The sequence below is a fragment of the Tenacibaculum sp. DPLXC6 genome, from assembly GCF_056815515.1.
On the sequence record NZ_CP141806.1, the window covers coordinates 3137923 to 3160339 of the forward strand.

30 protein-coding genes and 1 riboswitch are annotated in these 22417 nt (G+C 33.0%); of the genes, 29 read left to right on the forward strand and 1 reads right to left on the reverse strand.

Features of this window, described 5'->3' with window-relative positions:
- Positions 1-7: 7 nt before the first annotated feature.
- The 20 genes from rplX to eno all read left to right on the forward strand — a co-directional run bounded on the left by rplX (position 8) and on the right by eno (position 12237).
- The gene (gene rplX / locus VCM48_RS14360; RefSeq protein WP_125068409.1) at positions 8-316 is read left to right on the forward strand and encodes a 50S ribosomal protein L24; all 309 of its coding nucleotides are present in this window, start codon (positions 8-10) and stop codon (positions 314-316) included.
- Between the two features lie 2 nt (positions 317-318).
- Positions 319-870 (forward strand): 50S ribosomal protein L5, encoded by a 552-nt coding sequence (gene rplE, locus VCM48_RS14365; protein ID WP_274639397.1) that lies wholly within the window; start codon positions 319-321, stop codon positions 868-870.
- Positions 871-874: 4 nt separating this feature from the next.
- Entirely contained in the window at positions 875-1144 is a 270-nt protein-coding gene (gene rpsN, locus VCM48_RS14370; protein ID WP_028890738.1) for a 30S ribosomal protein S14, read from the forward strand.
- A gap of 359 nt (positions 1145-1503) precedes the next feature.
- Positions 1504-1902, forward strand: coding sequence for a 30S ribosomal protein S8 (rpsH, locus tag VCM48_RS14375; RefSeq protein ID WP_099215307.1), 399 nt, complete (start codon positions 1504-1506; stop codon positions 1900-1902).
- A 15-nt stretch (positions 1903-1917) separates the two neighbouring features.
- A complete protein-coding gene (rplF, locus tag VCM48_RS14380) occupies positions 1918-2463 on the forward strand; it encodes a 50S ribosomal protein L6 (protein WP_274639398.1) in 546 nt (181 codons plus the stop codon).
- A gap of 18 nt (positions 2464-2481) precedes the next feature.
- Positions 2482-2832 carry a 50S ribosomal protein L18 gene (gene rplR / locus VCM48_RS14385; RefSeq protein WP_047789824.1) on the forward strand — a complete coding sequence of 117 codons (351 nt, stop codon included), beginning with the start codon at positions 2482-2484 and terminating at the stop codon, positions 2830-2832.
- Positions 2833-2840: 8 nt separating this feature from the next.
- Positions 2841-3365 (forward strand): 30S ribosomal protein S5, encoded by a 525-nt coding sequence (gene rpsE, locus VCM48_RS14390; RefSeq protein WP_099215310.1) that lies wholly within the window; start codon positions 2841-2843, stop codon positions 3363-3365.
- An 11-nt stretch (positions 3366-3376) separates the two neighbouring features.
- A complete protein-coding gene (rpmD, locus tag VCM48_RS14395) occupies positions 3377-3559 on the forward strand; it encodes a 50S ribosomal protein L30 (protein ID WP_047789822.1) in 183 nt (60 codons plus the stop codon).
- A 12-nt stretch (positions 3560-3571) separates the two neighbouring features.
- On the forward strand, positions 3572-4021 hold the full coding sequence (gene rplO, locus VCM48_RS14400) for a 50S ribosomal protein L15 (RefSeq protein WP_047789821.1): 450 nt from the start codon (positions 3572-3574) through the stop codon (positions 4019-4021).
- Positions 4022-4033: 12 nt separating this feature from the next.
- Positions 4034-5353, forward strand: coding sequence for a preprotein translocase subunit SecY (secY, locus tag VCM48_RS14405; protein ID WP_274639426.1), 1320 nt, complete (start codon positions 4034-4036; stop codon positions 5351-5353).
- A 1-nt stretch (position 5354) separates the two neighbouring features.
- A complete protein-coding gene (infA, locus tag VCM48_RS14410) occupies positions 5355-5570 on the forward strand; it encodes a translation initiation factor IF-1 (RefSeq protein ID WP_024740627.1) in 216 nt (71 codons plus the stop codon).
- A gap of 12 nt (positions 5571-5582) precedes the next feature.
- Positions 5583-5699 (forward strand): type B 50S ribosomal protein L36, encoded by a 117-nt coding sequence (gene ykgO / locus VCM48_RS14415; protein WP_010181906.1) that lies wholly within the window; start codon positions 5583-5585, stop codon positions 5697-5699.
- 2 nt (positions 5700-5701) lie between these two features.
- Positions 5702-6067 (forward strand): 30S ribosomal protein S13, encoded by a 366-nt coding sequence (rpsM, locus tag VCM48_RS14420; protein WP_047789819.1) that lies wholly within the window; start codon positions 5702-5704, stop codon positions 6065-6067.
- 33 nt (positions 6068-6100) lie between these two features.
- Entirely contained in the window at positions 6101-6487 is a 387-nt protein-coding gene (gene rpsK, locus VCM48_RS14425) for a 30S ribosomal protein S11 (protein WP_047789818.1), read from the forward strand.
- Positions 6488-6620: 133 nt separating this feature from the next.
- A complete protein-coding gene (rpsD, locus tag VCM48_RS14430; protein WP_099215312.1) occupies positions 6621-7226 on the forward strand; it encodes a 30S ribosomal protein S4 in 606 nt (201 codons plus the stop codon).
- A 98-nt stretch (positions 7227-7324) separates the two neighbouring features.
- Positions 7325-8317, forward strand: coding sequence for a DNA-directed RNA polymerase subunit alpha (locus VCM48_RS14435; protein WP_099215313.1), 993 nt, complete (start codon positions 7325-7327; stop codon positions 8315-8317).
- A 62-nt stretch (positions 8318-8379) separates the two neighbouring features.
- A complete protein-coding gene (rplQ, locus tag VCM48_RS14440) occupies positions 8380-8856 on the forward strand; it encodes a 50S ribosomal protein L17 (protein WP_047789815.1) in 477 nt (158 codons plus the stop codon).
- Positions 8857-8969: 113 nt separating this feature from the next.
- Positions 8970-9650, forward strand: a complete 681-nt coding sequence (locus tag VCM48_RS14445) for a hypothetical protein (RefSeq protein ID WP_482270958.1) — start codon at positions 8970-8972, stop codon at positions 9648-9650.
- 77 nt (positions 9651-9727) lie between these two features.
- Positions 9728-10837, forward strand: coding sequence for a glutamine-hydrolyzing carbamoyl-phosphate synthase small subunit (carA, locus tag VCM48_RS14450; protein WP_482270959.1), 1110 nt, complete (start codon positions 9728-9730; stop codon positions 10835-10837).
- 110 nt (positions 10838-10947) lie between these two features.
- Entirely contained in the window at positions 10948-12237 is a 1290-nt protein-coding gene (eno, locus tag VCM48_RS14455; protein WP_482270960.1) for a phosphopyruvate hydratase, read from the forward strand.
- Between the two features lie 188 nt (positions 12238-12425).
- Here eno and VCM48_RS14460 read toward each other — a convergent pair whose 3' ends face one another.
- Positions 12426-13280: a hypothetical protein gene (locus VCM48_RS14460; RefSeq protein WP_482270961.1), complete on the reverse strand. Its 855-nt coding sequence runs from the start codon at positions 13278-13280 to the stop codon at positions 12426-12428.
- A gap of 428 nt (positions 13281-13708) precedes the next feature.
- Here VCM48_RS14460 and VCM48_RS14465 point away from each other — a divergent pair, with 428 nt between their 5' ends.
- The 9 genes from VCM48_RS14465 (at position 13709) to thiH (ending at position 22387) form a co-directional block, all read left to right on the forward strand.
- Entirely contained in the window at positions 13709-14995 is a 1287-nt protein-coding gene (locus tag VCM48_RS14465) for a citrate synthase (protein ID WP_121145828.1), read from the forward strand.
- Positions 14996-15058: 63 nt separating this feature from the next.
- Positions 15059-16012 carry an arginase gene (locus tag VCM48_RS14470; protein WP_274639402.1) on the forward strand — a complete coding sequence of 318 codons (954 nt, stop codon included), beginning with the start codon at positions 15059-15061 and terminating at the stop codon, positions 16010-16012.
- A 96-nt stretch (positions 16013-16108) separates the two neighbouring features.
- A riboswitch (TPP riboswitch) is annotated at positions 16109-16203 on the forward strand.
- 71 nt (positions 16204-16274) lie between these two features.
- Positions 16275-16478, forward strand: a complete 204-nt coding sequence (gene thiS / locus VCM48_RS14475) for a sulfur carrier protein ThiS (RefSeq protein ID WP_440121025.1) — start codon at positions 16275-16277, stop codon at positions 16476-16478.
- Between the two features lie 46 nt (positions 16479-16524).
- Entirely contained in the window at positions 16525-18384 is a 1860-nt protein-coding gene (gene thiC / locus VCM48_RS14480) for a phosphomethylpyrimidine synthase ThiC (protein WP_482270962.1), read from the forward strand.
- Between the two features lie 73 nt (positions 18385-18457).
- The gene (locus VCM48_RS14485) at positions 18458-19072 is read left to right on the forward strand and encodes a thiamine phosphate synthase (protein WP_482270963.1); all 615 of its coding nucleotides are present in this window, start codon (positions 18458-18460) and stop codon (positions 19070-19072) included.
- A 19-nt stretch (positions 19073-19091) separates the two neighbouring features.
- Entirely contained in the window at positions 19092-19847 is a 756-nt protein-coding gene (locus VCM48_RS14490; protein ID WP_482270964.1) for a hydroxymethylpyrimidine/phosphomethylpyrimidine kinase, read from the forward strand.
- Entirely contained in the window at positions 19844-20491 is a 648-nt protein-coding gene (gene thiE, locus VCM48_RS14495; protein ID WP_482270965.1) for a thiamine phosphate synthase, read from the forward strand. The genes VCM48_RS14490 and thiE overlap by 4 nt, the downstream gene beginning before the upstream one ends.
- 10 nt (positions 20492-20501) lie before the next feature.
- A complete protein-coding gene (locus VCM48_RS14500; protein ID WP_482270966.1) occupies positions 20502-21272 on the forward strand; it encodes a thiazole synthase in 771 nt (256 codons plus the stop codon).
- Positions 21272-22387, forward strand: coding sequence for a 2-iminoacetate synthase ThiH (gene thiH / locus VCM48_RS14505; RefSeq protein WP_482270967.1), 1116 nt, complete (start codon positions 21272-21274; stop codon positions 22385-22387). Before VCM48_RS14500 ends, thiH begins: the two co-directional genes overlap by 1 nt.
- The last annotated feature ends 30 nt before the right edge of the window (positions 22388-22417 follow it).

The following is a 22417-nucleotide window of genomic DNA, read 5'->3' on the forward strand; positions in this document are numbered from 1 at the left end:
TTTTAAAATGAAAAAATTTAAAATTAAATCAGGAGATACTGTTAAAGTTATAGCAGGAGATCACAAAGGATCTGAAGGAAAAGTTTTACAAATTCTTAAAGATAAGGATAGAGTAGTAGTAGAAGGTGTAAATATGGTGTCTAAACACACTAAGCCAAGTGCTGCTAATCCACAAGGAGGAATTGTAAAGAAAGAAGCTCCATTACATATATCAAACGTAGCATTAACCGAAAACGGTGAAGCTGTTAGAGTAGGATATAAAGTTGAAGGAGATAAGAAAGTAAGAGTATCAAAAAAATCAGATAAAGCAATATAACAATGAGTTACGTACCAAGATTAAGAGAAGAGTACAAGAGCAGAGTTATCAAAGCTCTTACTGATGAATTTGGTTATAGCAATGTAATGCAAGTACCTAAATTACAAAAAATCGTTGTAAGTAAAGGTGTTGGTGCAGCTATAGCAGATAAGAAATTAATAGAATACGCTATTGACGAGTTAACTACTATTACAGGTCAAAAAGCAGTATCTACAATCTCTAAGAAAGACGTTGCAAACTTCAAATTACGTAAAGGAATGCCAATTGGTGCAAAGGTTACGTTAAGAGGAGACAAAATGTACGAATTTTTAGATAGATTAGTTACAGCTTCTTTACCACGTGTAAGAGACTTTAACGGTATCAAAGCAAATGGTTTTGATGGTAGAGGTAATTACAACTTAGGTATTACTGAACAAATCATCTACCCAGAGATTAATATTGATCAAGTGAAAAAAATTAGTGGTATGGATATTACTTTTGTAACATCTGCTAACACTGATAAAGAAGCTAAATCATTATTAGGAGAATTAGGATTACCATTTAAAAAGAATTAATAAGATGGCTAAAGAATCAATGAAAGCGCGTGAGCGCAAAAGAGCTAAAATGGTTGCAAAGTATGCAGAAAAGAGAAAAGCTTTAAAAGAAGCTGGAGACTATGAAGCATTACAAAAGTTACCAAAAAACGCATCACCAATTAGAATGCACAACCGTTGTAAACTAACTGGACGTCCTAAAGGATATATGCGTCAGTTCGGAATTTCACGTGTTACTTTCCGTGAAATGGCTAACCAAGGATTAATTCCAGGAGTAAAAAAAGCAAGCTGGTAAACAGCTCTTTAAATATGTAAACAAAAGGTGTATAACAATAAAAAGTTATACGCCTTTTGTGTTTAATATAAAGCTGTAACCGCTAAATATATAAACTTCACTTTAGTTTAAAATAGACTTATAAAAACGTAATATTTTGATACTAAAAATGATAATGATTAAAAAGGTTTGATTTTTAAAAAGTTTATGTATATTTGCACACTGTTTTTATAGGGTAAATTATGCCTTGTAAGTAAATACTAATCAAACAGTATAATGCCTACGAGATTTTACTCAAAAAACAATTAAATAAATATTAACTGGTTTCAGGTTTAGTATTTGTAAAGATGCTAAAAACCAAAACCGAAAATTAATTAACTATGTATACAGATCCAATCGCGGATTTTCTTACTCGAGTGAGAAATGCTATTGCAGCAAATCACAGAGTAGTTGAAGTTCCTGCTTCAAAGTTGAAGAAGGAAATGACGAAGATTTTGTTCGATCAAGGTTACATTTTAAGTTATCAGTTCAATGAAGATAAAGTTCAAGGGACTATTAAGATAGCTTTAAAATACGATCGTGATACGAAAGAATCAGTAATCAGAAAGATTCAAAGAATTTCAACACCAGGTTTACGTAGATACGTTGGCGCTAAAGAAATGCCAAGAGTATTAAACGGATTAGGTATTGCTATTGTTTCTACATCAAAAGGTGTAATGACAAACAAAAAAGCAAGACAAGAGAACGTTGGTGGAGAAGTATTATGTTACGTTTACTAAAAAACATTTTGTAAGATGAGTAGAATAGGAAAGAATCCAATCGCATTGCCACAAGGTGTTGAAGTAAAAGTAGACGGAAATGTGGTTACAGTAAAAGGTAAATTAGGAGAGTTAACTCAAGAAATTAAGTCTGGAATTACTGTAAAAGTTGAAGATGGTACTATCACTTTAGAGAGACCATCAGAAAGTAAAGATCATAGAGCTGCACATGGTTTATACCGTGCTTTAATCAATAATATGGTTGAAGGTGTAAGCAAAGGATTTACTAAAGAGTTAGAGTTAGTAGGTGTTGGTTATAGAGCATCTAACCAAGGACAAAAGTTAGATTTAGCCTTAGGTTTCTCTCACAATATTGTAATAGATTTAGCTCCAGAAGTTAAGGTTGAAACAGTATCTGAAAAAGGTAAGAATCCAATCGTAAAATTAACTTCACATGACAAGCAATTAGTTGGTCAAGTTGCAGCAAAAATTCGTTCATTCCGTAAGCCAGAACCTTACAAAGGAAAAGGAATTAAGTTTGTAGGAGAAGTATTAAGAAGAAAAGCAGGTAAATCTGCATAATAAATAAGAGAAATTATTATGGCATTATCAAAGCTTGAAAGAAGACAACGAATTAAGCATAGAATTAGAAAGATTGTTACAGGAACAGCTGAAAAACCAAGATTATCAGTTTTCAGAAGTAATAAAGAAATCTATGCTCAGTTAATCGATGACGTTGCTGGTGTTACATTAGCATCTGCATCATCAAGAGATAAAGAAATTACATCTAGTTCTAAAGCAGAAGCGGCTACAGCTGTAGGCAAAGCTATTGCTGAAAAAGCTGTAAAGGCTGGTGTTGATACTGTTGCTTTTGACCGTAACGGATATTTATACCACGGAAGAGTTAAAGTATTAGCAGACGCTGCAAGAGAAGCTGGTTTAAAATTTTAAGAAATTATATTATGTTAGGATATAAAAACGTAGAAAGAGTAAAACCAAGCGGATTAGAGCTTGTAGATAAATTAGTAGGTGTACAACGTGTTACCAAAGTAACTAAAGGAGGTAGAGCATTCGGATTCTCTGCAATCGTAGTAGTAGGAGATGGTAACGGTGTTGTAGGTCACGGATTAGGGAAATCTAAAGATGTTTCTTCTGCAATTGCTAAAGCAGTAGAAGATGCAAAGAAAAATTTAGTACGTATCCCTATTTTAGAAGGAACATTACCACACGAACAAAAAGGTAAATTTGGTGGAGCGAAAGTATTCATCAAGCCTGCTTCACACGGTACCGGGGTTATTGCTGGGGGTGCTGTACGTTTAGTATTAGAAGCTGTAGGTATTAAAGACGTATTATCAAAGTCTCAAGGATCATCAAACCCTCACAACGTAGTAAAAGCAACTTTTGATGCTTTATTACAATTACGTAGCGCTGCTACTATTGCTAAGCAAAGAGGTATATCTTTAGAGAAAGTTTTTAACGGTTAAAATTTAAGACGATGAGTAAAATTAGAGTTACACAAGTAAAAAGTCAAATCGGTCGCCTTAAAAATCAAAAAAGAACGTTAGAGGCGTTAGGTTTACGTAAAATGAACCAAACTGTAGAACATGAAGCATCAGCTACAATTTTGGGTATGGTAAGTAAAGTTTCACACTTAGTTTCTGTTGAAGAAATTAAATAAGACAATATAAAGATGAGTTTACACAACTTAAAACCAGCAGCAGGATCTACAAAAAGCGGTAAAAGAATTGCTCGTGGAGAAGGTTCTGGTCACGGAGGTACCTCTACAAGAGGACATAAAGGAGCTAAATCTCGTTCTGGTTATTCTCGTAAAATAGGATTTGAAGGAGGACAAATGCCACTTCAAAGACGTGTGCCTAAATTTGGTTTCACTAACATTAATCGTAAAGAATATGTTGGTGTAAATTTAGACAAGTTACAATCATTAGTAGATAACGGAAAGATAACAGATACAGTAAATTTAGATGTTTTAGTAGAAAACAGATTAGCTCGTAAAAACGACTTAGTAAAAATATTAGGTGGTGGAGAGTTAAAAGCTAAATTAAATATAACTGTACATAAATTTACAGCATCAGCTAAAGCAGCTATCGAAGCAGCAGGAGGTGAAGCAGTAACATTATAAGAATTGTAAATGATGAATTTTATAAATACTTTAAAAGACATTTGGAAGATTGAAGAGTTAAAAGAGAAATTACTTTTAACCTTAGGTTTAATCGCTGTTTACCGTTTCATGGCAGCAGTTCCATTACCAGGAATTGATCCTACTCAGTTAGCAGCATTAAAAGACAGCACTGACAGTGGACTTTTAGGTTTATTAAACGCATTTACAGGTGGGGCATTTGCTAGAGCGTCAGTAATGGCACTTGGTATAATGCCTTATATTTCTGCATCTATTGTAGTTCAGTTAATGGGAATCGCAGTACCATACTTACAAAAACTACAAAAAGATGGAGAAAGTGGACGTAAGAAGATTACGCAAATAACAAGATGGCTTACAATTGCTATTACATTGTTTCAAGCGCCAACCTATATTGGAGTAATCCAAAATCAAATGGGTTTACCGCAAGAAGCATTCTTAGTAACAGGAGCAACATTTTGGGTATCATCAATCATTCTTTTAAGTGCAGGAACAATTTTTGCAATGTGGTTAGGAGAGCGTATTACTGATAAAGGAGTTGGTAATGGAATTTCATTATTAATTACCGTAGGTATTATTGCAAACTTCCCAGCAGCATTCATACAAGAGTTAGTTTCAAAGCAAACTGCAGGAGCTGGAGGAATTATGATGATTTTAATCGAATTAATAGTTTGGTTTGTAGTAATCTTGTTAACCGTATTATTAGTTACAGCAGTACGTAAAGTAGCCGTTCAATACGCACGTCGTACAGCAGTTACAAACATTAAAGATGTTGATGGCGCAAGACAGTACATTCCTTTAAAATTGAATGCAGCTGGAGTAATGCCAATTATCTTTGCACAAGCTATTATGTTTTTACCAATAGCATTAGGGCAAAAATACCCAGCATTAAACAGTTTAACTGATATTAACGGTTTATGGTATAACGTTATATTTGCTTTATTAATTATTGTCTTTAGTTACTTTTATACAGCTATTACTATTCCAACAAATAAAATGGCGGAAGATTTAAAGAGAAGTAATGGTTTTGTTCCAGGTTATAAGCCAGGTGAAGAAACAGCTAATTTCTTAGATTCAGTATTGTCGAAAATTACATTACCAGGATCTATTTTCTTAGCAGCTTTATCTATTTTACCTGCAATCATTGTAAAGTTTGGAGTTACACAAAACTGGGCAATGTTTTATGGAGGAACATCATTAATCATTATGGTAGGAGTTGCAATAGACACTATTCAGCAAATAAACTCGTATTTATTAAACAGTCGTTATGATGGTTTAATGAAAACAGGTAACAGTAACAGAAAATCATTAAAATAATATGGCTAAACAACCAGCAATTCAACAAGACGGAACCATTACAGAAGCATTATCAAATGCAATGTTTCGAGTAGAATTAGAGAACGGACATATTGTTACGGCTCACATTTCAGGAAAAATGCGTATGCATTATATCAAACTATTACCAGGAGATAAGGTAAAGTTAGAAATGAGTCCGTATGATTTATCAAAGGCAAGAATTACTTACAGATATTAAAAACACACACTGATGAAAGTAAGAGCATCATTAAAGAAAAGAAGTGCCGACTGCAAAATTGTACGCAGAAAAGGCAGATTATATGTAATTAACAAAAAGAATCCTAGATTTAAACAAAGACAAGGGTAGTTATGGCAAGAATCGCAGGTATAGATATTCCAAAGAATAAAAGAGGTGTTATCGCTTTAACTTACATCTTTGGTATAGGAAGAAGCAGAGCTAAAGAAGTTTTAGCTGCTGCCAATATAGATGAAAGTATCAAAGTTCAAGACTGGACTGATGATCAAATTGCAGCAATTCGTGAGCAAGTTGGAACTTACACTATTGAAGGTGAGTTACGTTCTGAAGTTCAATTAAGCATTAAACGTTTAATGGACATCGGATGTCAAAGAGGTATTCGTCACAGACTTGGTTTACCATTACGTGGACAAAGAACAAAGAATAACTCTCGTACAAGAAAAGGTAAGAGAAAAACTGTAGCTAACAAGAAAAAATAATCATTGATTATTTTTTACTAATAGTAAAGAATTATGGCAAAGTCTAAAGTAACAAAAAAACGTAAAGTTGTAATAGAGTCAGTTGGTGAAGCACACGTAACTGCATCTTTCAACAATATTATTATTTCTTTAACAAACAAAAAAGGTGACGTTATTTCTTGGTCATCTGCAGGGAAAATGGGCTTCAGAGGTTCTAAAAAGAACACTCCTTATGCAGCTCAGTTAGCGGCAGAAGATTGTGCAAACGTTGCTAAAGAAGCAGGTTTACGTAAAGTAAAAGTGTACGTTAAAGGACCAGGTAACGGTAGAGAATCTGCAATCAGATCTATCCACAATTCAGGTATCGAGGTAACAGAAATCATTGATGTTACTCCAATTCCTCACAACGGATGTCGTCCACCTAAAAGAAGAAGAGTATAAGTTGAATTAATTCAACTTATACTTTATTTAGCGTACTTTCGTGCGCAAAAAACAAGTATTTTAACACAGTAGGATTTAAAGATTATCGAAGGAGTAAGCCTTAATTCATAATCCCTACTAATTTTTATTAGAAATGGCAAGATATACAGGACCAAAAACTAAGATTGCTCGTAAGTTTGGCGAGGCAATTTTCGGAGACGACAAGAACTTCGAAAAAAGAAACTACCCTCCAGGACAACATGGAGTAGGTAAAAGAAGAGGTAAAAAATCTGAATATGCAATCCAGTTAATGGAGAAGCAAAAAGCTAAATATACTTATGGTATTTTAGAGCGTCAGTTCCGTAACCTTTTCAAAAAAGCATCAGCTTCTCAAGGAGTAACAGGTGAAATCTTATTACAATTATGTGAATCTCGTTTAGATAACGTAGTATACCGTTTAGGTGTTGCTAATTCACGTAGAGCTGCACGTCAGTTAGTATCTCACCGTCACATTACAGTTAACGGAGATATCGTTAACATTCCATCTTATAGATTAAAAGAGGGAGATGTAGTAGCAGTAAGAGAAAAATCTAAGTCGTTAGAAGCTATTGAAAATGCTTTAGCTGCTAATAGCAATGTTTACGAATGGTTAACTTGGAACGCTGATCAAAAATCTGGAACATTTGTAAAAGTACCAGAAAGATTACAAATTCCTGAGAATATCAAAGAGCAGTTAATCGTAGAATTATACTCTAAGTAATAAATTAATAATATTGGTATTCAGCCAAAGGGTTTATTCGTATTTCTTCACACTTATAAACCGCGCAACTGAATAACAATTAAAACGAAGAAAAAAATATGGCAATTTTAAATTTTCAAAAGCCTGATAAAGTAATAATGATTGAATCTACTGATTTTTCAGGAAGATTCGAGTTCAGACCTCTTGAACCAGGTTTTGGATTAACAGTTGGTAACGCTTTAAGAAGAGTATTATTATCTTCTCTTGAAGGATTTGCCATTACATCATTACGTATTGACGGAGTTGATCATGAGTTTTCAACAATTCAAGGTGTTGTAGAAGATGTAACTGAGATTATCTTAAACTTAAAACAAGTACGTTTTAAGAAGCAGATTGAAGAATCAGATAGAGAAACAGTTTCTATAGCAATATCAGGACAAGAGCAATTAACAGCTGGTGACTTACAAAAGTTCATTTCAGGTTTCCAAGTACTAAATCCAGATTTAGTAATTTGTAACATGGATAAATCGGTAACGTTAAATGCTGAAATTACCATTGAAAAAGGTAGAGGTTTTGTACCAGCAGAAGAAAACAAAAGAGCTGGTGCTCCTTTAGGAACAATTTTTACAGATTCTATTTACACTCCTATAAAGAATGTAAAATATGCTGTTGAAAATTTCCGTGTAGAGCAAAAGACCGATTACGAAAAATTAGTTTTCGATATCGATACTGATGGATCTATCAATCCTAAAGATGCCTTAACTGAAGCAGCTAAGATTTTAATCCACCACTTTATGTTATTCTCTGATGAGCGTATCACTTTAGAGGCTGATGAAATCGCACAAACTGAAACATATGATGAAGAATCATTACACATGCGTCAGTTATTAAAGACGAAATTAGTTGATATGGATTTATCTGTTCGTGCTTTAAACTGTTTAAAAGCTGCAGAAGTAGATACTTTAGGAGACTTAGTATCATTCAACAAAAGCGATTTAATGAAGTTCAGAAACTTTGGTAAAAAATCATTAACTGAATTAGATGAGTTAGTGGCTAACAAAGGTTTAAGTTTCGGAATGGATTTAAGCAAATACAAATTAGATAAAGATTAACCTTTCATAGTTTGCTCCTCTAAAATAGAGTAGTAGCAAGATGAGAGCTAAAACCAAATGTCATGAGACACGGAAAGAAATTTAATCATTTAGGAAGAAAAACAGCGCATAGAAAAGCGATGTTATCTAACATGGCTTGTTCTTTAATCGAGCACAAGCGAATTAATACTACTGAAGCTAAAGCGAAAGCTTTACGTAAGTTTGTAGAGCCTTTAATTACAAAATCTAAAGACGATACAACTCACAACCGTCGTGTAGTATTTAGTTACTTACGTAGTAAGGAAGCTGTTACAGAATTATTCAAAGAAATTTCTGTAAAAGTAGCAGACAGACCAGGAGGATATGTTCGTATTATCAAGTTAGGAAACCGTCAAGGAGATAACGCTCCTATGGCAATGGTAGAATTAGTTGATTACAACGAGTTATACAATCCAAAAGGAAACAAAGCTAAAAAGAGTACTCGTCGTAGCCGTCGTGGTGGAGCGAAGAAAACTGAAGCTGCAGCTGTTGAAACTCAAACTTCACAAGAAGAAGAATAAAAATGAAAATTTTTATAAATTATATAAAAGGGATAAACATTTAATGTTTGTCCCTTTTTTTAAATAAAAATGTTATAGATTAGAGGGATATTAACTTAAATTTTTATATAAAGATGAAAAAGATTCAATTTTTAGCTATGATTTTATTTTTTATGTTAGGTTCTTTAATGTATTCACAGTCCTCTTTCAGGGTTGTTGATAGTAGTCCAAAATCAAGCTTTACAAAAACATCGTCAGGGTTTTACAGAATGACAGAAACTAAACAGAAAATCAAAAGGGAATATTACTATAAAGATTTTTCTAATAAGGCTATAATTTTTGATGCAAATAAAAAAAAGTACGTAATAAATAATTTTAATATTGATTTAATTGATAATTGTTTCGTTTCTAGAATTAATAATGACAGTCTTTTTGTTTTCTCAACTATAGATAAGGCGATAATAGGTAGAAAAGAGTTTATAAGAGATAATAATAATATTTATGAAACTTTAGTAAAAGGAAAAAGATTAAACTTAAACTTACGTTTTTTTTCTTATAAGAAAGAAGAAGTTATAGACAAGTTAAATGGAAAAGTTATAAGGCCAGCACATTTTAAAATAAAAAAAGAATACTTAATAAAAGATAAAATCAAAGGAAAAGTTTTAAACTTAAAAAAAATAAAGAAAAAGTCGATCTTGAAGCATATAGATAAAAATCTAAAAAAAGATGTAGAGTCTTATGCTCAAAAAAATAATTTCTCTTTTAGAAAAGAGAAAGACGTAAAAAAAATTTTAAATTATTATAATTCATTATAAAATAACAAAAGGGTAAACAAAGTATTGTTTATCCTTTTTTTATATATTTTTGCAAACAAATTACACAACACCACTAAATGAAATATCAAACACGTAAAAAAGCATTAGTTTTATTAGCAGACGGAACTATTTTCTACGGTAAATCTATTGGGATAGAGGGAACCGCAACAGGAGAAATTTGTTTTAATACCGGTATGACAGGATACCAAGAAATTTTTACAGACCCTTCTTACTTCGGACAATTAATGGTAGCAACCAATGCTCATATTGGTAATTATGGAGTTAATAATGAAGAAGTAGAATCAGACGGAATAAAAATTTCAGGTTTAATTTGTCGTAACTTTAGTTTTACACACTCTCGTGTAGATTCTGACGGAAATTTATTTGACTGGTTTGAAAAGCATAATTTAGTAGCCATTTCAGATGTTGATACACGTGCGTTAGTATCTTACATTAGAGAAAATGGAGCTATGAATGCTATTATTTCAACTGAAGTAGATAAAATAGACGAATTAAAGAAGCAACTAGCTGAGATTCCTAATATGGAAGGATTAGAATTAGCTTCTAAGGTATCAACTAAAGAACCTTATTTTGTAGGTGATGAAAATGCTCCAATTAAAATATCAGCCCTAGATATAGGTATTAAGAAAAATATCTTACGAAATTTAGCAAAAAGAGGAGCATACATTAAAGTATATCCATACAATGCAAGTTTTGAGCAAATGAGCGATTTTAATCCAGATGGATATTTTATTTCTAACGGCCCTGGTGACCCTGAACCTTTAGAAGAAGCTCAAAAGACAGCAAAGGAAATAATCGAAAAAGATTTACCATTGTTTGGAATCTGTCTAGGACATCAAGTAATTGCATTAGCCAACGGAATCTCTACGTATAAAATGCACAATGGCCATAGAGGGATAAACCATCCGGTAAAAAACTTATTGACAGGAAAAGGAGAAATCACTTCTCAAAACCATGGTTTCGCTATCAATAGAGAAGAAACAGAAGTGCATCCTGATGTGGAAATTACACATGTACATTTAAATGATAATACAGTAGCAGGTATTAGAATGAAGTCTAAAAATGTATTTTCGGTACAATATCACCCGGAAGCAAGTCCAGGTCCACACGATGCAGAATACTTATTTGATCAATTTATAGAAAACATCAAAAAAGTAAAAGCTTAAAATAGATAAAAAATATAGAGATTCCCGTGAACTAATATTCACGGGAATCTATAATTAAAAATAAATTTCACACCACTCTTAGCCTAGTTCAAGAGTAAAAAATAAACACTATGAGTATCATAATAAACATCCATGCACGTCAAATTTTTGATTCAAGAGGAAATCCAACAGTTGAAGTAGATGTAACTACTGAAAACGGAATTGTAGGTAGAGCTGCAGTACCATCAGGAGCTTCTACAGGAGAACATGAAGCCGTTGAATTACGTGATGGAGGTGATAGCTATATGGGAAAAGGTGTACTAAAGGCAGTTGAAAACGTAAACACTGTTATAGCACAAGAGTTATTAGGAGTATCAGTATTTGAACAAAACATGATCGATCAATTAATGATTGATTTAGATGGGACTCCAAATAAATCAGTTTTAGGAGCAAATGCTATTTTAGGTGTTTCATTAGCAGCAGCAAAAGCAGCAGCAAATGAATTAGGATTACCTTTATATAGATACGTTGGTGGAGTTTCAGCAAATACATTACCAGTTCCTATGATGAACATCATTAATGGAGGTTCGCATTCAGATGCACCAATTGCATTCCAAGAATTTATGGTTATGCCAGTAAAAGCCCAAAACTTTACAGAAGCAATGCAAGTAGGTTCTGAAATTTTTCACAACTTAAAGAAAGTATTGCATGAACGTAACTTGTCTACAGCAGTAGGTGATGAAGGAGGTTTTGCTCCAACTTTAGAAGGAACTGAAGATGCCATTGAAACTATTGCTTTAGCAACTAAAAATGCAGGATATAAATTTGGAGAGGAAGTAATGATTGCACTAGATTGTGCTTCAGCTGAATTTTTTGTAGATGGAAAATATGACTACACTAAGTTTGAAGGAAACAAAGGAGCAGTTAGAACTTCTGAAGAGCAAGCAACTTATTTAGCAGAGTTATGTGAAAAATATCCTATTATTTCTATTGAAGACGGAATGGATGAAAATGATTGGGATGGATGGAAAATGTTAACGGAGAAAGTAGGAGATAAAGTTCAGTTAGTAGGAGACGATTTATTTGTTACTAATGTTGAGCGTTTATCAAAAGGAATTGAAAATGGTATTGCAAATTCAATTTTAATTAAAGTAAATCAAATTGGTACCTTAACAGAAACAATTGCAGCAGTAAACATGGCACACAATGCAGGATATACTTCTGTAATGAGTCACCGCTCAGGAGAAACAGAAGATAATACCATTGCAGATTTAGCAGTAGCATTAAACTGTGGGCAAATTAAAACAGGCTCAGCTTCACGTTCAGATCGTATGGCAAAATACAATCAATTATTACGTATTGAAGAAGAATTAGCGGATGTAGCTTATTATCCACAAGAAAAAGCTTTTAAAGTAAAATAATACTTTTTAATATAGTTTTTAAAGCTCGTACATAAAGTACGGGCTTTTTTAGTTATAAAATGGTAAAAAAGATTTAAAAACCAGACTGAAGCCTAATTAGGCTTATAATAGTTATTAAAACAAAGGCTGTCTTTACATTTTAAGACAGCCTTTTAAATTCAATTCGTAATTATTTAGTTAGTTGTTTTTTAGTTTAAGTTTAAGAATTCATCTTCTGAAATTTCACCTGTGTAAATTTTATGTAATTCTTCTAGGTGAGCAACAATATTCTCATGTTGACTTTGTTCTATAGATGCTGGCTTTTTTAACTCTAATTTTAGTCTACCACCCACAACATAATAGTCATAGTAGTAAAAGAAGTTTCTGTCAAAATTTCTGTTGCTAAAAGTTCCGTTGTCTCCTAATAAATATCCTAATCTAAAAGCAGACCTTCTTTGAGAAGCAGTACCGTGAGAGCTTCCATTAGGTCCAGCTAAAGTTTGCGAAAAATTATAAGCACTAGCAGCAGTATTCCAGTTACTAGTATAAGTTCTTCGGATAAAATATCCTCCAAATCCATCAGCTTCTAATTCAGTAGCACTTACATGATTACCACTAGGTATAGTATTATCTCTAAATTGTACCTGATGTCCCATTTCATGTGCAGCAACGTATGCAATGGCAGCATTACCATAACTTAAAGCGCTTGCTAACAATTCCTCTCCCCAAACAATATAACCGTTTGAAAAAGAAAGAGCATTGAAAGTTCCGTCACCACCCGCTAAGTATAAAGGTACATTACCCATTCCAAAAAAGCTTGCAGCTTCGTTATGTTCAGTCTTTAAAAAATTAGTAGTAGATTGATTAACTATATATTCAGCCCAATAAGAATTTGGACCAAAACCATCAACTGTGTAGTGATCAGCGTCGTTAACATTTAGCATACTTGGTGAACTAATACCTGTAGGAGCATTGTCATTTGTAAGGTTATTTTCTTCTTGGGTACATTGTACAGTAAGAAAGGATATGCATAATAATGCAATAATAAATTGAAATTTTTTCATTGTGAAAGGGTTTTATGAATTGAATTTATTTTTTTGAAAAGTATATACTTATTGAGTATTAATGAAATAATAATAAAAAATTAACATTTTATTTTATAATGTTATTTTTTAGCAGAGTAAGTATTTTAATTAATCTTTCTTTTAAAACAAAAACATGTATCTAAAAAACTAAAAAGAAGTTTTCTTGAAAGAGAGGTTAAAGTGTTGTAATTCAGTCAGTTTTAAAAAACTGAAGAAAAAGTATGAGAAATTAGTAAAGAGATTTTAGATATAGAAACCTTATATTATATATAAGTGAGTTTTAGTTTATTTTGAATAAAATAAATTGATTTTTTTATATTAAAAATCTATCTATTCGCTCTTTCAAAATAATCCAAAAAATGGTATCTTCGCAACTCACTTCAATCATAAAAAATTATAGTTAAAAAATGTCAGATATAGCAAAATTACAAATTGGCGAAAATACGTATGAGTTTCCTTTAGTAAAAGGAACAGAAAATGAAACTGCAATTGATATTAAAGCCTTAAGAGGAGTCACGGATGGAGTTATAACCATAGATCCAGGATACAAGAATACAGGTTCATGCCAAAGTGCTATAACATTTTTAAATGGTGAAGAAGGTATTCTAAGATACCGTGGATATTCAATTGAAGAATTAGCAGAAAAAGCAGACTTTTTAGAAGTTGCTTATGCTTTAATCTTTGGAGAATTACCAACTAAGGAACAATTAGAAAAGTTTTATGGTGATATCTTAGATGAAGCTATTGTTGATGATGACATCAAAAAAATAATTGATGCATTTCCAAAGAATGCACATCCAATGGGAGTGTTATCATCATTAACGTCTGCATTAACAGCTTTCAATCCATCTTCTGTTAACGTTGATTCAGAAGAAGATATGTATAAAGCTATCGTTAAAATTATGGGTAAATTCCCAGTATTAGTAGCTTGGACTTTACGTAAGAAGCAAGGACTGCCATTAAACTATGGATCTCGTAAATTAGGTTATGTTGAAAATATCTTAACGATGATGTTTCAAAAACCAAACGATGAGTATGAGTTAAACCCAATAGTAAAAGATGCTTTAGATAAGTTATTAATCTTACATGCAGATCACGAACAAAACTGTTCTACATCTACAGTACGTATTGTTGGATCTTCTCATGCAGGATTATTTGCATCATTATCTGCAGGTATCTCTGCTTTATGGGGACCTTTACATGGAGGTGCAAACCAAGCAGTACTTGAAATGTTAGAAGCTATTAAAGAAGATGGAGGAGATACTAAAAAGTACATGGCTAAAGCTAAAGATAAAAACGATCCTTTCCGTTTAATGGGATTCGGACACCGTGTATATAAAAACTTCGACCCAAGAGCAAGAATTATTAAAAAGGCAGCTGACGAAGTATTAAACGACTTAGGAGTTGAAGATCCAATCTTAGATATCGCAAAAGGATTAGAGCAAGAAGCATTAAATGATCCATATTTTGTTGAAAGAAAATTATATCCAAACGTAGATTTCTATTCAGGAATTATTTATAGAGCTATGGGAATTCCTGTAGAAATGTTTACAGTTATGTTTGCTTTAGGACGTTTACCAGGATGGATAGCACAATGGAGAGAAATGCGTTTAAACAAAGAACCAATAGGTCGTCCACGTCAAGTTTACGTTGGAGAGAACTTAAGGGAGTTCGTAGAATTAGACAAGAGATAAACTATTTAAAAAGTGTCATTTAAAATAATTAAATGACATTTTTTTTATGTAAAATAACTGATGATGAAAGAAATTAAAATTATCAAAAACAGATCAGATATTGGAGCAGGAACTCGTGGATCTGATATGGGGGTTGATGCAATTGAAATTGCAGCAATAAACAAAAAAAGTAATTATTTCGATTCTTTTGATTTTGAAGATGTAATTACAGAAAATGAATCGATTTATAATAAGGTAAATAACTCATTTGCAAAACGAATTGATAGCGTTTTTAATCAATGTAAACGTTTAAGCAATCACGTAAAAGTTAATTTACAAGAAGGGAAGTTTCCAATAGTTTTGTCAGGAGATCATTCTTCAGCGTTAGGAACTATAAGTGGAGTAAAAGCAGCAAACCCAACTAAAAGAGTTGGAGTAGTTTGGATTGATGCTCATGGAGACTTACATTCACCTTATACATCGCCATCTGGAAATATTCACGGTATGCCTTTGTCTGCAGCAATTTCAGATGATAATTTAGATTGCCAAATTAATGATGTAGACAGAGAAACGTCAGAGTTATGGGAACGTATGAAAAACATAGGTACTCCAGGACAAAAAGTTTTACCAGAAGACATTGTTTTCTTTGGGGTTCGTGATACAGAAGAGCCGGAAGACAAACAAATGGAAAAATATGGTATTAAAAACTATATGGTTGCTGAAGTCCGTTATCGAGGATTAGATGTTTGTGTAAACGAAGCTTTAGATAAACTTTCTAATTGTGATGTTATTTATGTGTCGTTTGATGTAGATTCAATGGATTGTGATATGATTTCTTATGGAACAGGAACACCTGTACCTAAAGGATTTGATCAGTATGAAATCATTAATATTATCAATGGATTATTAGCAAGTAAAAAAGTAGCTTGTGTAGAGTTTGTTGAAGTAAATCCGTTATTAGATTTCAAAGGAAATAAAATGGCTGAAACTGCTTTTGAAGTACTTGAAGAAGTAACTAAAAAAGTAAAGACCTTATAAAAAAATATAAAACAAAATAAAAAAGCGAGTATGTACATACTCGCTTTTTTATTTTTATAAAGGTAGTTTAGAAAAATAAACACTTATATTTGCTTCAGTAAACTTTAGGAGTAGCTAGTTCGCTAGTTTGAGAAACATCCTTAGAACCTGATATGGTTAACACCAGCGTAGGGAAAAGTTGTAACATTTTATTCAGTGTCGTTTTTATTTTAAAGAAACGATTCTGAACTTCTTCTACAGTTTACTTTAAAATAAGTTTTATATGATAACCTTAAAAGTAAACGACACTCAAAAAGAATTTTCTAGGACACTTTCGTTACAAGACTTAGTTAATGAGCTAAAAGTTAAAACTAATGGTATTGCTATTGCAGTTAATAGTAACGTAGTGAAGAAGGAAGAGTGGACTTCACGTATACTCCAAAATAATGATAATATTTTAATCATTAAATCTACACAAGGAGGTTAATATTTTCAGCAAACAAAATTCATAAGAATAAACAAACAACCCTAAAATGAAGAAAAAAGATACAGCACCAAAACAAGATGGTGTAACAAGGCAACCGTTTCCGAATTCAAAAAAAATATATGTTCAAGGAAAAATCCATCCACAGATAAAAGTAGCGATGCGTGAAATTGAATTGAGCGACACTGTGGATTCGATGACTAAAAAAAGAACACCAAACGAACCCGTAACAGTTTATGATACTTCAGGGGCATACACTGATCCAACAAAAGAAATTAACATTCATAATGGATTAGAACGTATTCGTGAACAGTGGATTTTAGATAGAGGTGATGTAGAAGAACTTAATGAATTTACTTCGGAGTATTGCAACGAACGATTAAATGATAAAAACTTAGATCATTTACGATTCAATTTAAAACACAAACCTAAGAGAGCTAAAAAGGGAGAAAATGTAACACAGTTACATTATGCTAAAAAAGGAATTATCACTCCAGAGATGGAATATATTGCGATTCGTGAAAACCAGCGAATAGATGAAATGACACGTTTATCAGAGCAACATCCAGGACAAGATTTCGGAGCTAGTATTCCTGCAAAGATTACTCCTGAATTTGTAAGAGAAGAAGTTGCTAGAGGACGTGCTGTTATTCCTTCAAATATAAATCATCCAGAAGCAGAACCTATGATTTTAGGACGTAATTTCTTGGTGAAGATTAACGCTAATATTGGTAATTCAGCCACAACCTCATCAATAGAAGAAGAAGTAGAAAAAGCGGTTTGGGCATGTCGTTGGGGAGCAGATAATATCATGGATTTATCTACAGGAAAAAATATTCATGAAACTCGTGAATGGATTATCCGTAATTCACCTGTACCAGTAGGAACTGTGCCAATTTATCAAGCCTTAGAAAAGGTAAATGGTGTTGCTGAAGATTTAACTTGGGAAATATTTAGAGACACTTTAATTGAACAAGCAGAGCAGGGAGTGGATTATTTTACCATTCATGCAGGAGTTCGTTTACGCTATGTACCTATGACGGCAAAACGTATTACAGGAATTGTGTCTAGAGGAGGATCTATCATGGCAAAATGGTGTTTGGCACATCATAAAGAGAGCTTTTTATACACACATTTTGAAGAAATCTGTGAAATTATGAAAGCTTATGATGTAGCTTTTTCATTAGGAGATGGTTTACGTCCAGGTTCAATTGCTGATGCGAATGACGAAGCACAGTTTGCAGAATTAGAAACGTTAGGAGAGTTAACGCAGATAGCACGTAAGCATGAAGTACAATGTTTCATTGAAGGTCCAGGTCACGTGCCAATGCACATGATTAAAGCCAACATGCTTAAACAATTAGAAGCTTGTGATGAAGCTCCGTTTTATACTTTAGGACCTTTAACAACCGATATTGCCCCAGGATACGATCATATTACTTCAGGAATTGGAGCGGCAATGATAGGTTGGTTTGGTTGTGCAATGTTATGTTATGTGACACCGAAAGAGCATTTAGGGTTACCAAATAAAGAAGATGTACGTACTGGAGTAGTTACTTATAAATTAGCAGCCCATGCAGCCGATTTAGCAAAAGGACACCCAGGAGCGCAACATAGAGATGATGCGTTAAGTAAAGCTCGTTTTGAGTTCCGTTGGGAAGATCAGTTTAACTTAGGGTTGGATCCAGAGTTGGCTAGAGAATATCATGATGAAACCTTACCTGCAGAAGGGGCTAAAATAGCACACTTTTGTTCGATGTGTGGACCAAAATTCTGTTCTATGAAAATATCACAAGAAGTACGTGATTTTGCAGCTGAGAATGAAGTAGAAGGAGATGAAGTGTTTGCAAAAGGAATGGAAGAAAAATCAAAAGAATTTAAGGACAAAGGTTCAGAAGTATATCTATAAATCCTGAACTTAAAATTATGAATTACGAATTGACAATTTCTAAATTCGTAATTCATAATTTAAAACTGATTATATGATTGTTCTAATAGCTCCAGAAAAAGACATTCCGAATGAAATTGAAATCCTTCAGCAATTATTTGAAGAAGGACTGGAATATTATCATCTCAGAAAACCTGACAAAAACTATGAAGAGCATGTAGCTTATTTGAATCAAATAGATAAAAAGTATTATGATAGAATAGTCACTCATTATTTTCATGAACTTATAAACGAGTTTAATCTAAAGGGAATTCATTTTCAAGAACAAAAAAGAGTTGATGCTTTAGAGAAAGGAAGTGAATATTTCATAGGATTAAACATGATAGGAAAAACAATGAGTAGTTCTTTTCATGAACCTTCAGCATTAGCAAATTGTGATATTGAGTTCGATTATCATTTATTGAGTCCTGTTTTTTCATCTATTTCAAAGAAAGATTATGAAGGAAGAGGTTTTGATGTAAATCATATAGATAAAATGATTATAGGAATGGGAGGAATTAATACTGATACTATTCAAAAAACAATTGAATTAGGTTTTCAAGGGATAGGTGTTTTAGGAGGAGTATGGAATGCAGAGAATCCTGTTGAAAGTTTTAAAAATATAAAACATCATTTCGAGGAATGTACTACGGAGCAATCTTTTCATTAAAAGAAAGTATAGCTAAAAAATGAAACAACAACCATACATACTAACCATTGCAGGTCATGACCCGTCGGGAGGAGCAGGATTGACTTCGGATATAAAAACATTTGAAGCGCATGGTTTATATGGACTTTCGGTATGTACAGCAGTTACAGTTCAAAATGATATTGATTTTAAAGAATGTGTTTGGATTGAAAAGGAAGTAATTATTAATCAAATAACAACCCTATTTGGACGCTTTGAAATATCAGTAGTAAAAATAGGAATCATACAGTCTTGGGAAGTATTATTAGAAGTCGTTCAGATTCTTAAAAAATACAATCCATCCATAAAAATAGTTATAGACCCTATTTTAAAAGCAAGTGCCGGATTTAATTTTCATTCTAAAGAAGAGGTAAAGGTGTTTGAAGAAGTATTATATCATTGCGATTTTATCACTCCAAATTATGATGAAATCAAGAGTTTATTTCCTAATAAATCGATTGAAGAAACGATTGAGTTTATTTCAGAGAAGACCAATATTTATTTAAAAGGAGGGCATAGAGAAGACAAAAAAGGATGGGATGAAGTGTATCACAGTAAGATAGTACAGTTGAATATTCCACCGAAAGCTACATCTGTTTTTGAAAAGCATGGAAGCGGTTGTGTGTTGTCTTCAGCCTTAGCTTCAAATATAGTGAAAGAATTTTCTTTGGAAGATGCATGTATACATGCGAAATGGTATACAGAACAATTTTTAAACTCTAATAAAACGCTCTTAGGAGAGCACAACTATAAATGATAAGTAAATTACATTATATAACTCAAGGAAAAACTCCAGAAGAGCATTTAGAAAATATTCAAAGAGCTTGTGCTTCTGGAGCAGAATGGGTGCAACTTAGATTAAAGAATCTAGATCCGAAAATAATTCTAGAAACAGCACAAAAAGCAAGAGAAATTACGAGTCATTTTCAAACTCGTTTAATTATAAACGATTATTACAAGGTAGCTAAAGAAGTCAATGCAGACGGAGTTCATTTAGGAAAAACGGATACGTGTCCGTTAAAAGCTCGTGAGTATTTAGGGAAATGGTATTCCATTGGTGGGACTGCTAATACTTTAGAAGATTGTAAAATTCTACTAGAAAAAGGAGTAGATTATATTGGTTTAGGGCCTTATAAGTTTACTGAAACTAAAAAGAATTTGAGTCCAGTTTTAGGAGCTGTCGGATACCAAACATTATTAGAAGCGTTAAATACAACTACTCCCATCATAGCTATTGGGGGAATTACTATAGAAAATGTACCTGAAATTATAAATACAGGAGTGTATGGTGTTGCTGTGTCAGGAGCGATTACTCAAAACTTCAACTCGATTTCTACATTTCATAAAATATTAAAGGCACCTAGCACCAACGAACAAGTGTACAAAATAGGAGCGCAATAAATTAGCAATAATGAATACCAACTTAACAATAGCAGATAAAACATTTACCTCACGTTTATTTACAGGAACAGGAAAATTTAGTTCTTCACAATTGATGAAAGAAGCTTTATTAGCTTCTGAAAGTGAATTGATAACCGTTGCTTTAAAAAGAGTAGATGTTCAAAATGAAGAAGATGATATTTTATCACATTTGAATCACTCAAGAATTAATTTATTACCAAATACTTCGGGGGTACGTACAGCAAAAGAAGCTGTATTTGCAGCTGAATTGTCTAGAGAAGCTTTGGAAACAAATTGGGTGAAGTTAGAAATACATCCAGATCCGAGGTATTTATTACCAGATCCTATTGAAACCTTAAAAGCTGCGGAAGAATTGGTGAAAAAAGGTTTTGTTGTAATGCCTTATATACATGCGGATCCTGTTTTATGTAAACGATTGGAAGAAGTGGGGACACAGTGTGTTATGCCGTTGGGGGCACCTATAGGAAGTAATAAAGGATTAAAGACCTTAGAATTTTTAGAAATCATTATTGAACAATCTAATGTTCCTGTAGTGGTAGATGCAGGTATAGGAGCACCTTCTCATGCGGCTTATGCTATGGAATTAGGAGCCGATGCTGTTTTGGTAAATACTGCTATTGCTGTATCACAAAATCCAGTAGCCATGGCGCAAGCATTTAAAATGGCTGTAGAAGCAGGAAGAATGGCTTACGAAGCAAAGTTAGCACCTGTAAGAAGACAAGCAGAAGCAAGTAGTCCGTTAACATCATTTTTGAACTAATGAGTAAAACATTCAAAAACACTTTCAGTCAATACAGTTGGGATGATACATTACAAAGCATCTTTAATAAAACAGGCATTGATGTCGAAAGTGCTTTAGCAAAGGACAAACTTGATTTGGAAGATTTCAAAGCGCTTATTTCGCCCGCTGCAAAACCTTTTTTAGAGCAGATGGCACAGAAGAGTCGTATACTGACTAAAAAACGATTTGGAAATACCATTCAAATGTATGCTCCGATGTATTTGAGTAATGAATGTCAGAACATTTGTACGTATTGTGGATTCAGTTTTACAAACAAGATTCCGAGGAGAACCTTAACTGATACTGAAATATTGAAAGAAGTTGCCTTTTTAAAGGAGAAAGGTTACGATCATATTTTATTAGTAACTGGAGAAGCTAATAGAACAGTGGGAGTGGATTATATTAAAAATGCAATTCAGTTGATTCGTTCTCAATTTTCAAATATTACTATTGAAGTTCAACCTTTGGATCAGGATGAATATGAATTACTGATTGAAAGTGGATTGTATGCAGTGTTGGTATATCAGGAAACCTATCATCAACAGGAATATAAAAAGCATCATCCGAAGGGGAAAAAATCAAATTTTGAGTATCGTTTGGAAACGCCTGACAGATTAGGAAAAGCAGGAATTCATAAAATAGGTTTAGGAGCTTTGTTTGGATTAGAAGATTGGCGTGCTGATAGCTTTTTTACCGCATTGCATTTGAAATATTTACAAAAAAACTATTGGAAAACGAAGTATTCTATCTCATTTCCAAGGTTAAGACCACATTCAGGAGGATTGGAACCTAAGGTAGAAATGACTGACGCTGATTTGGTACAATTAATCTGTGCATTTAGAATGTTGGATGAAGATGTTGAGTTGTCTATGTCTACCCGAGAAAGCGAAGTTTTTCGAAATAATATTGTTAATTTAGGGGCTACCTCAATGAGTGCAGAATCTAAAACAAACCCTGGGGGATATAGCGTTGAACCTCAATCGTTAGAACAATTTGAAATTTCAGACGAACGAAGTACCGAAGAAATTGTAGAGATGCTAAAAGGTCAAGGGTTAGAAGTAGTTTGGAAAGATTGGGAGCAGTTTGTAGGTTAGACTAATACGCTGCTAGAATCAAGAAATTAG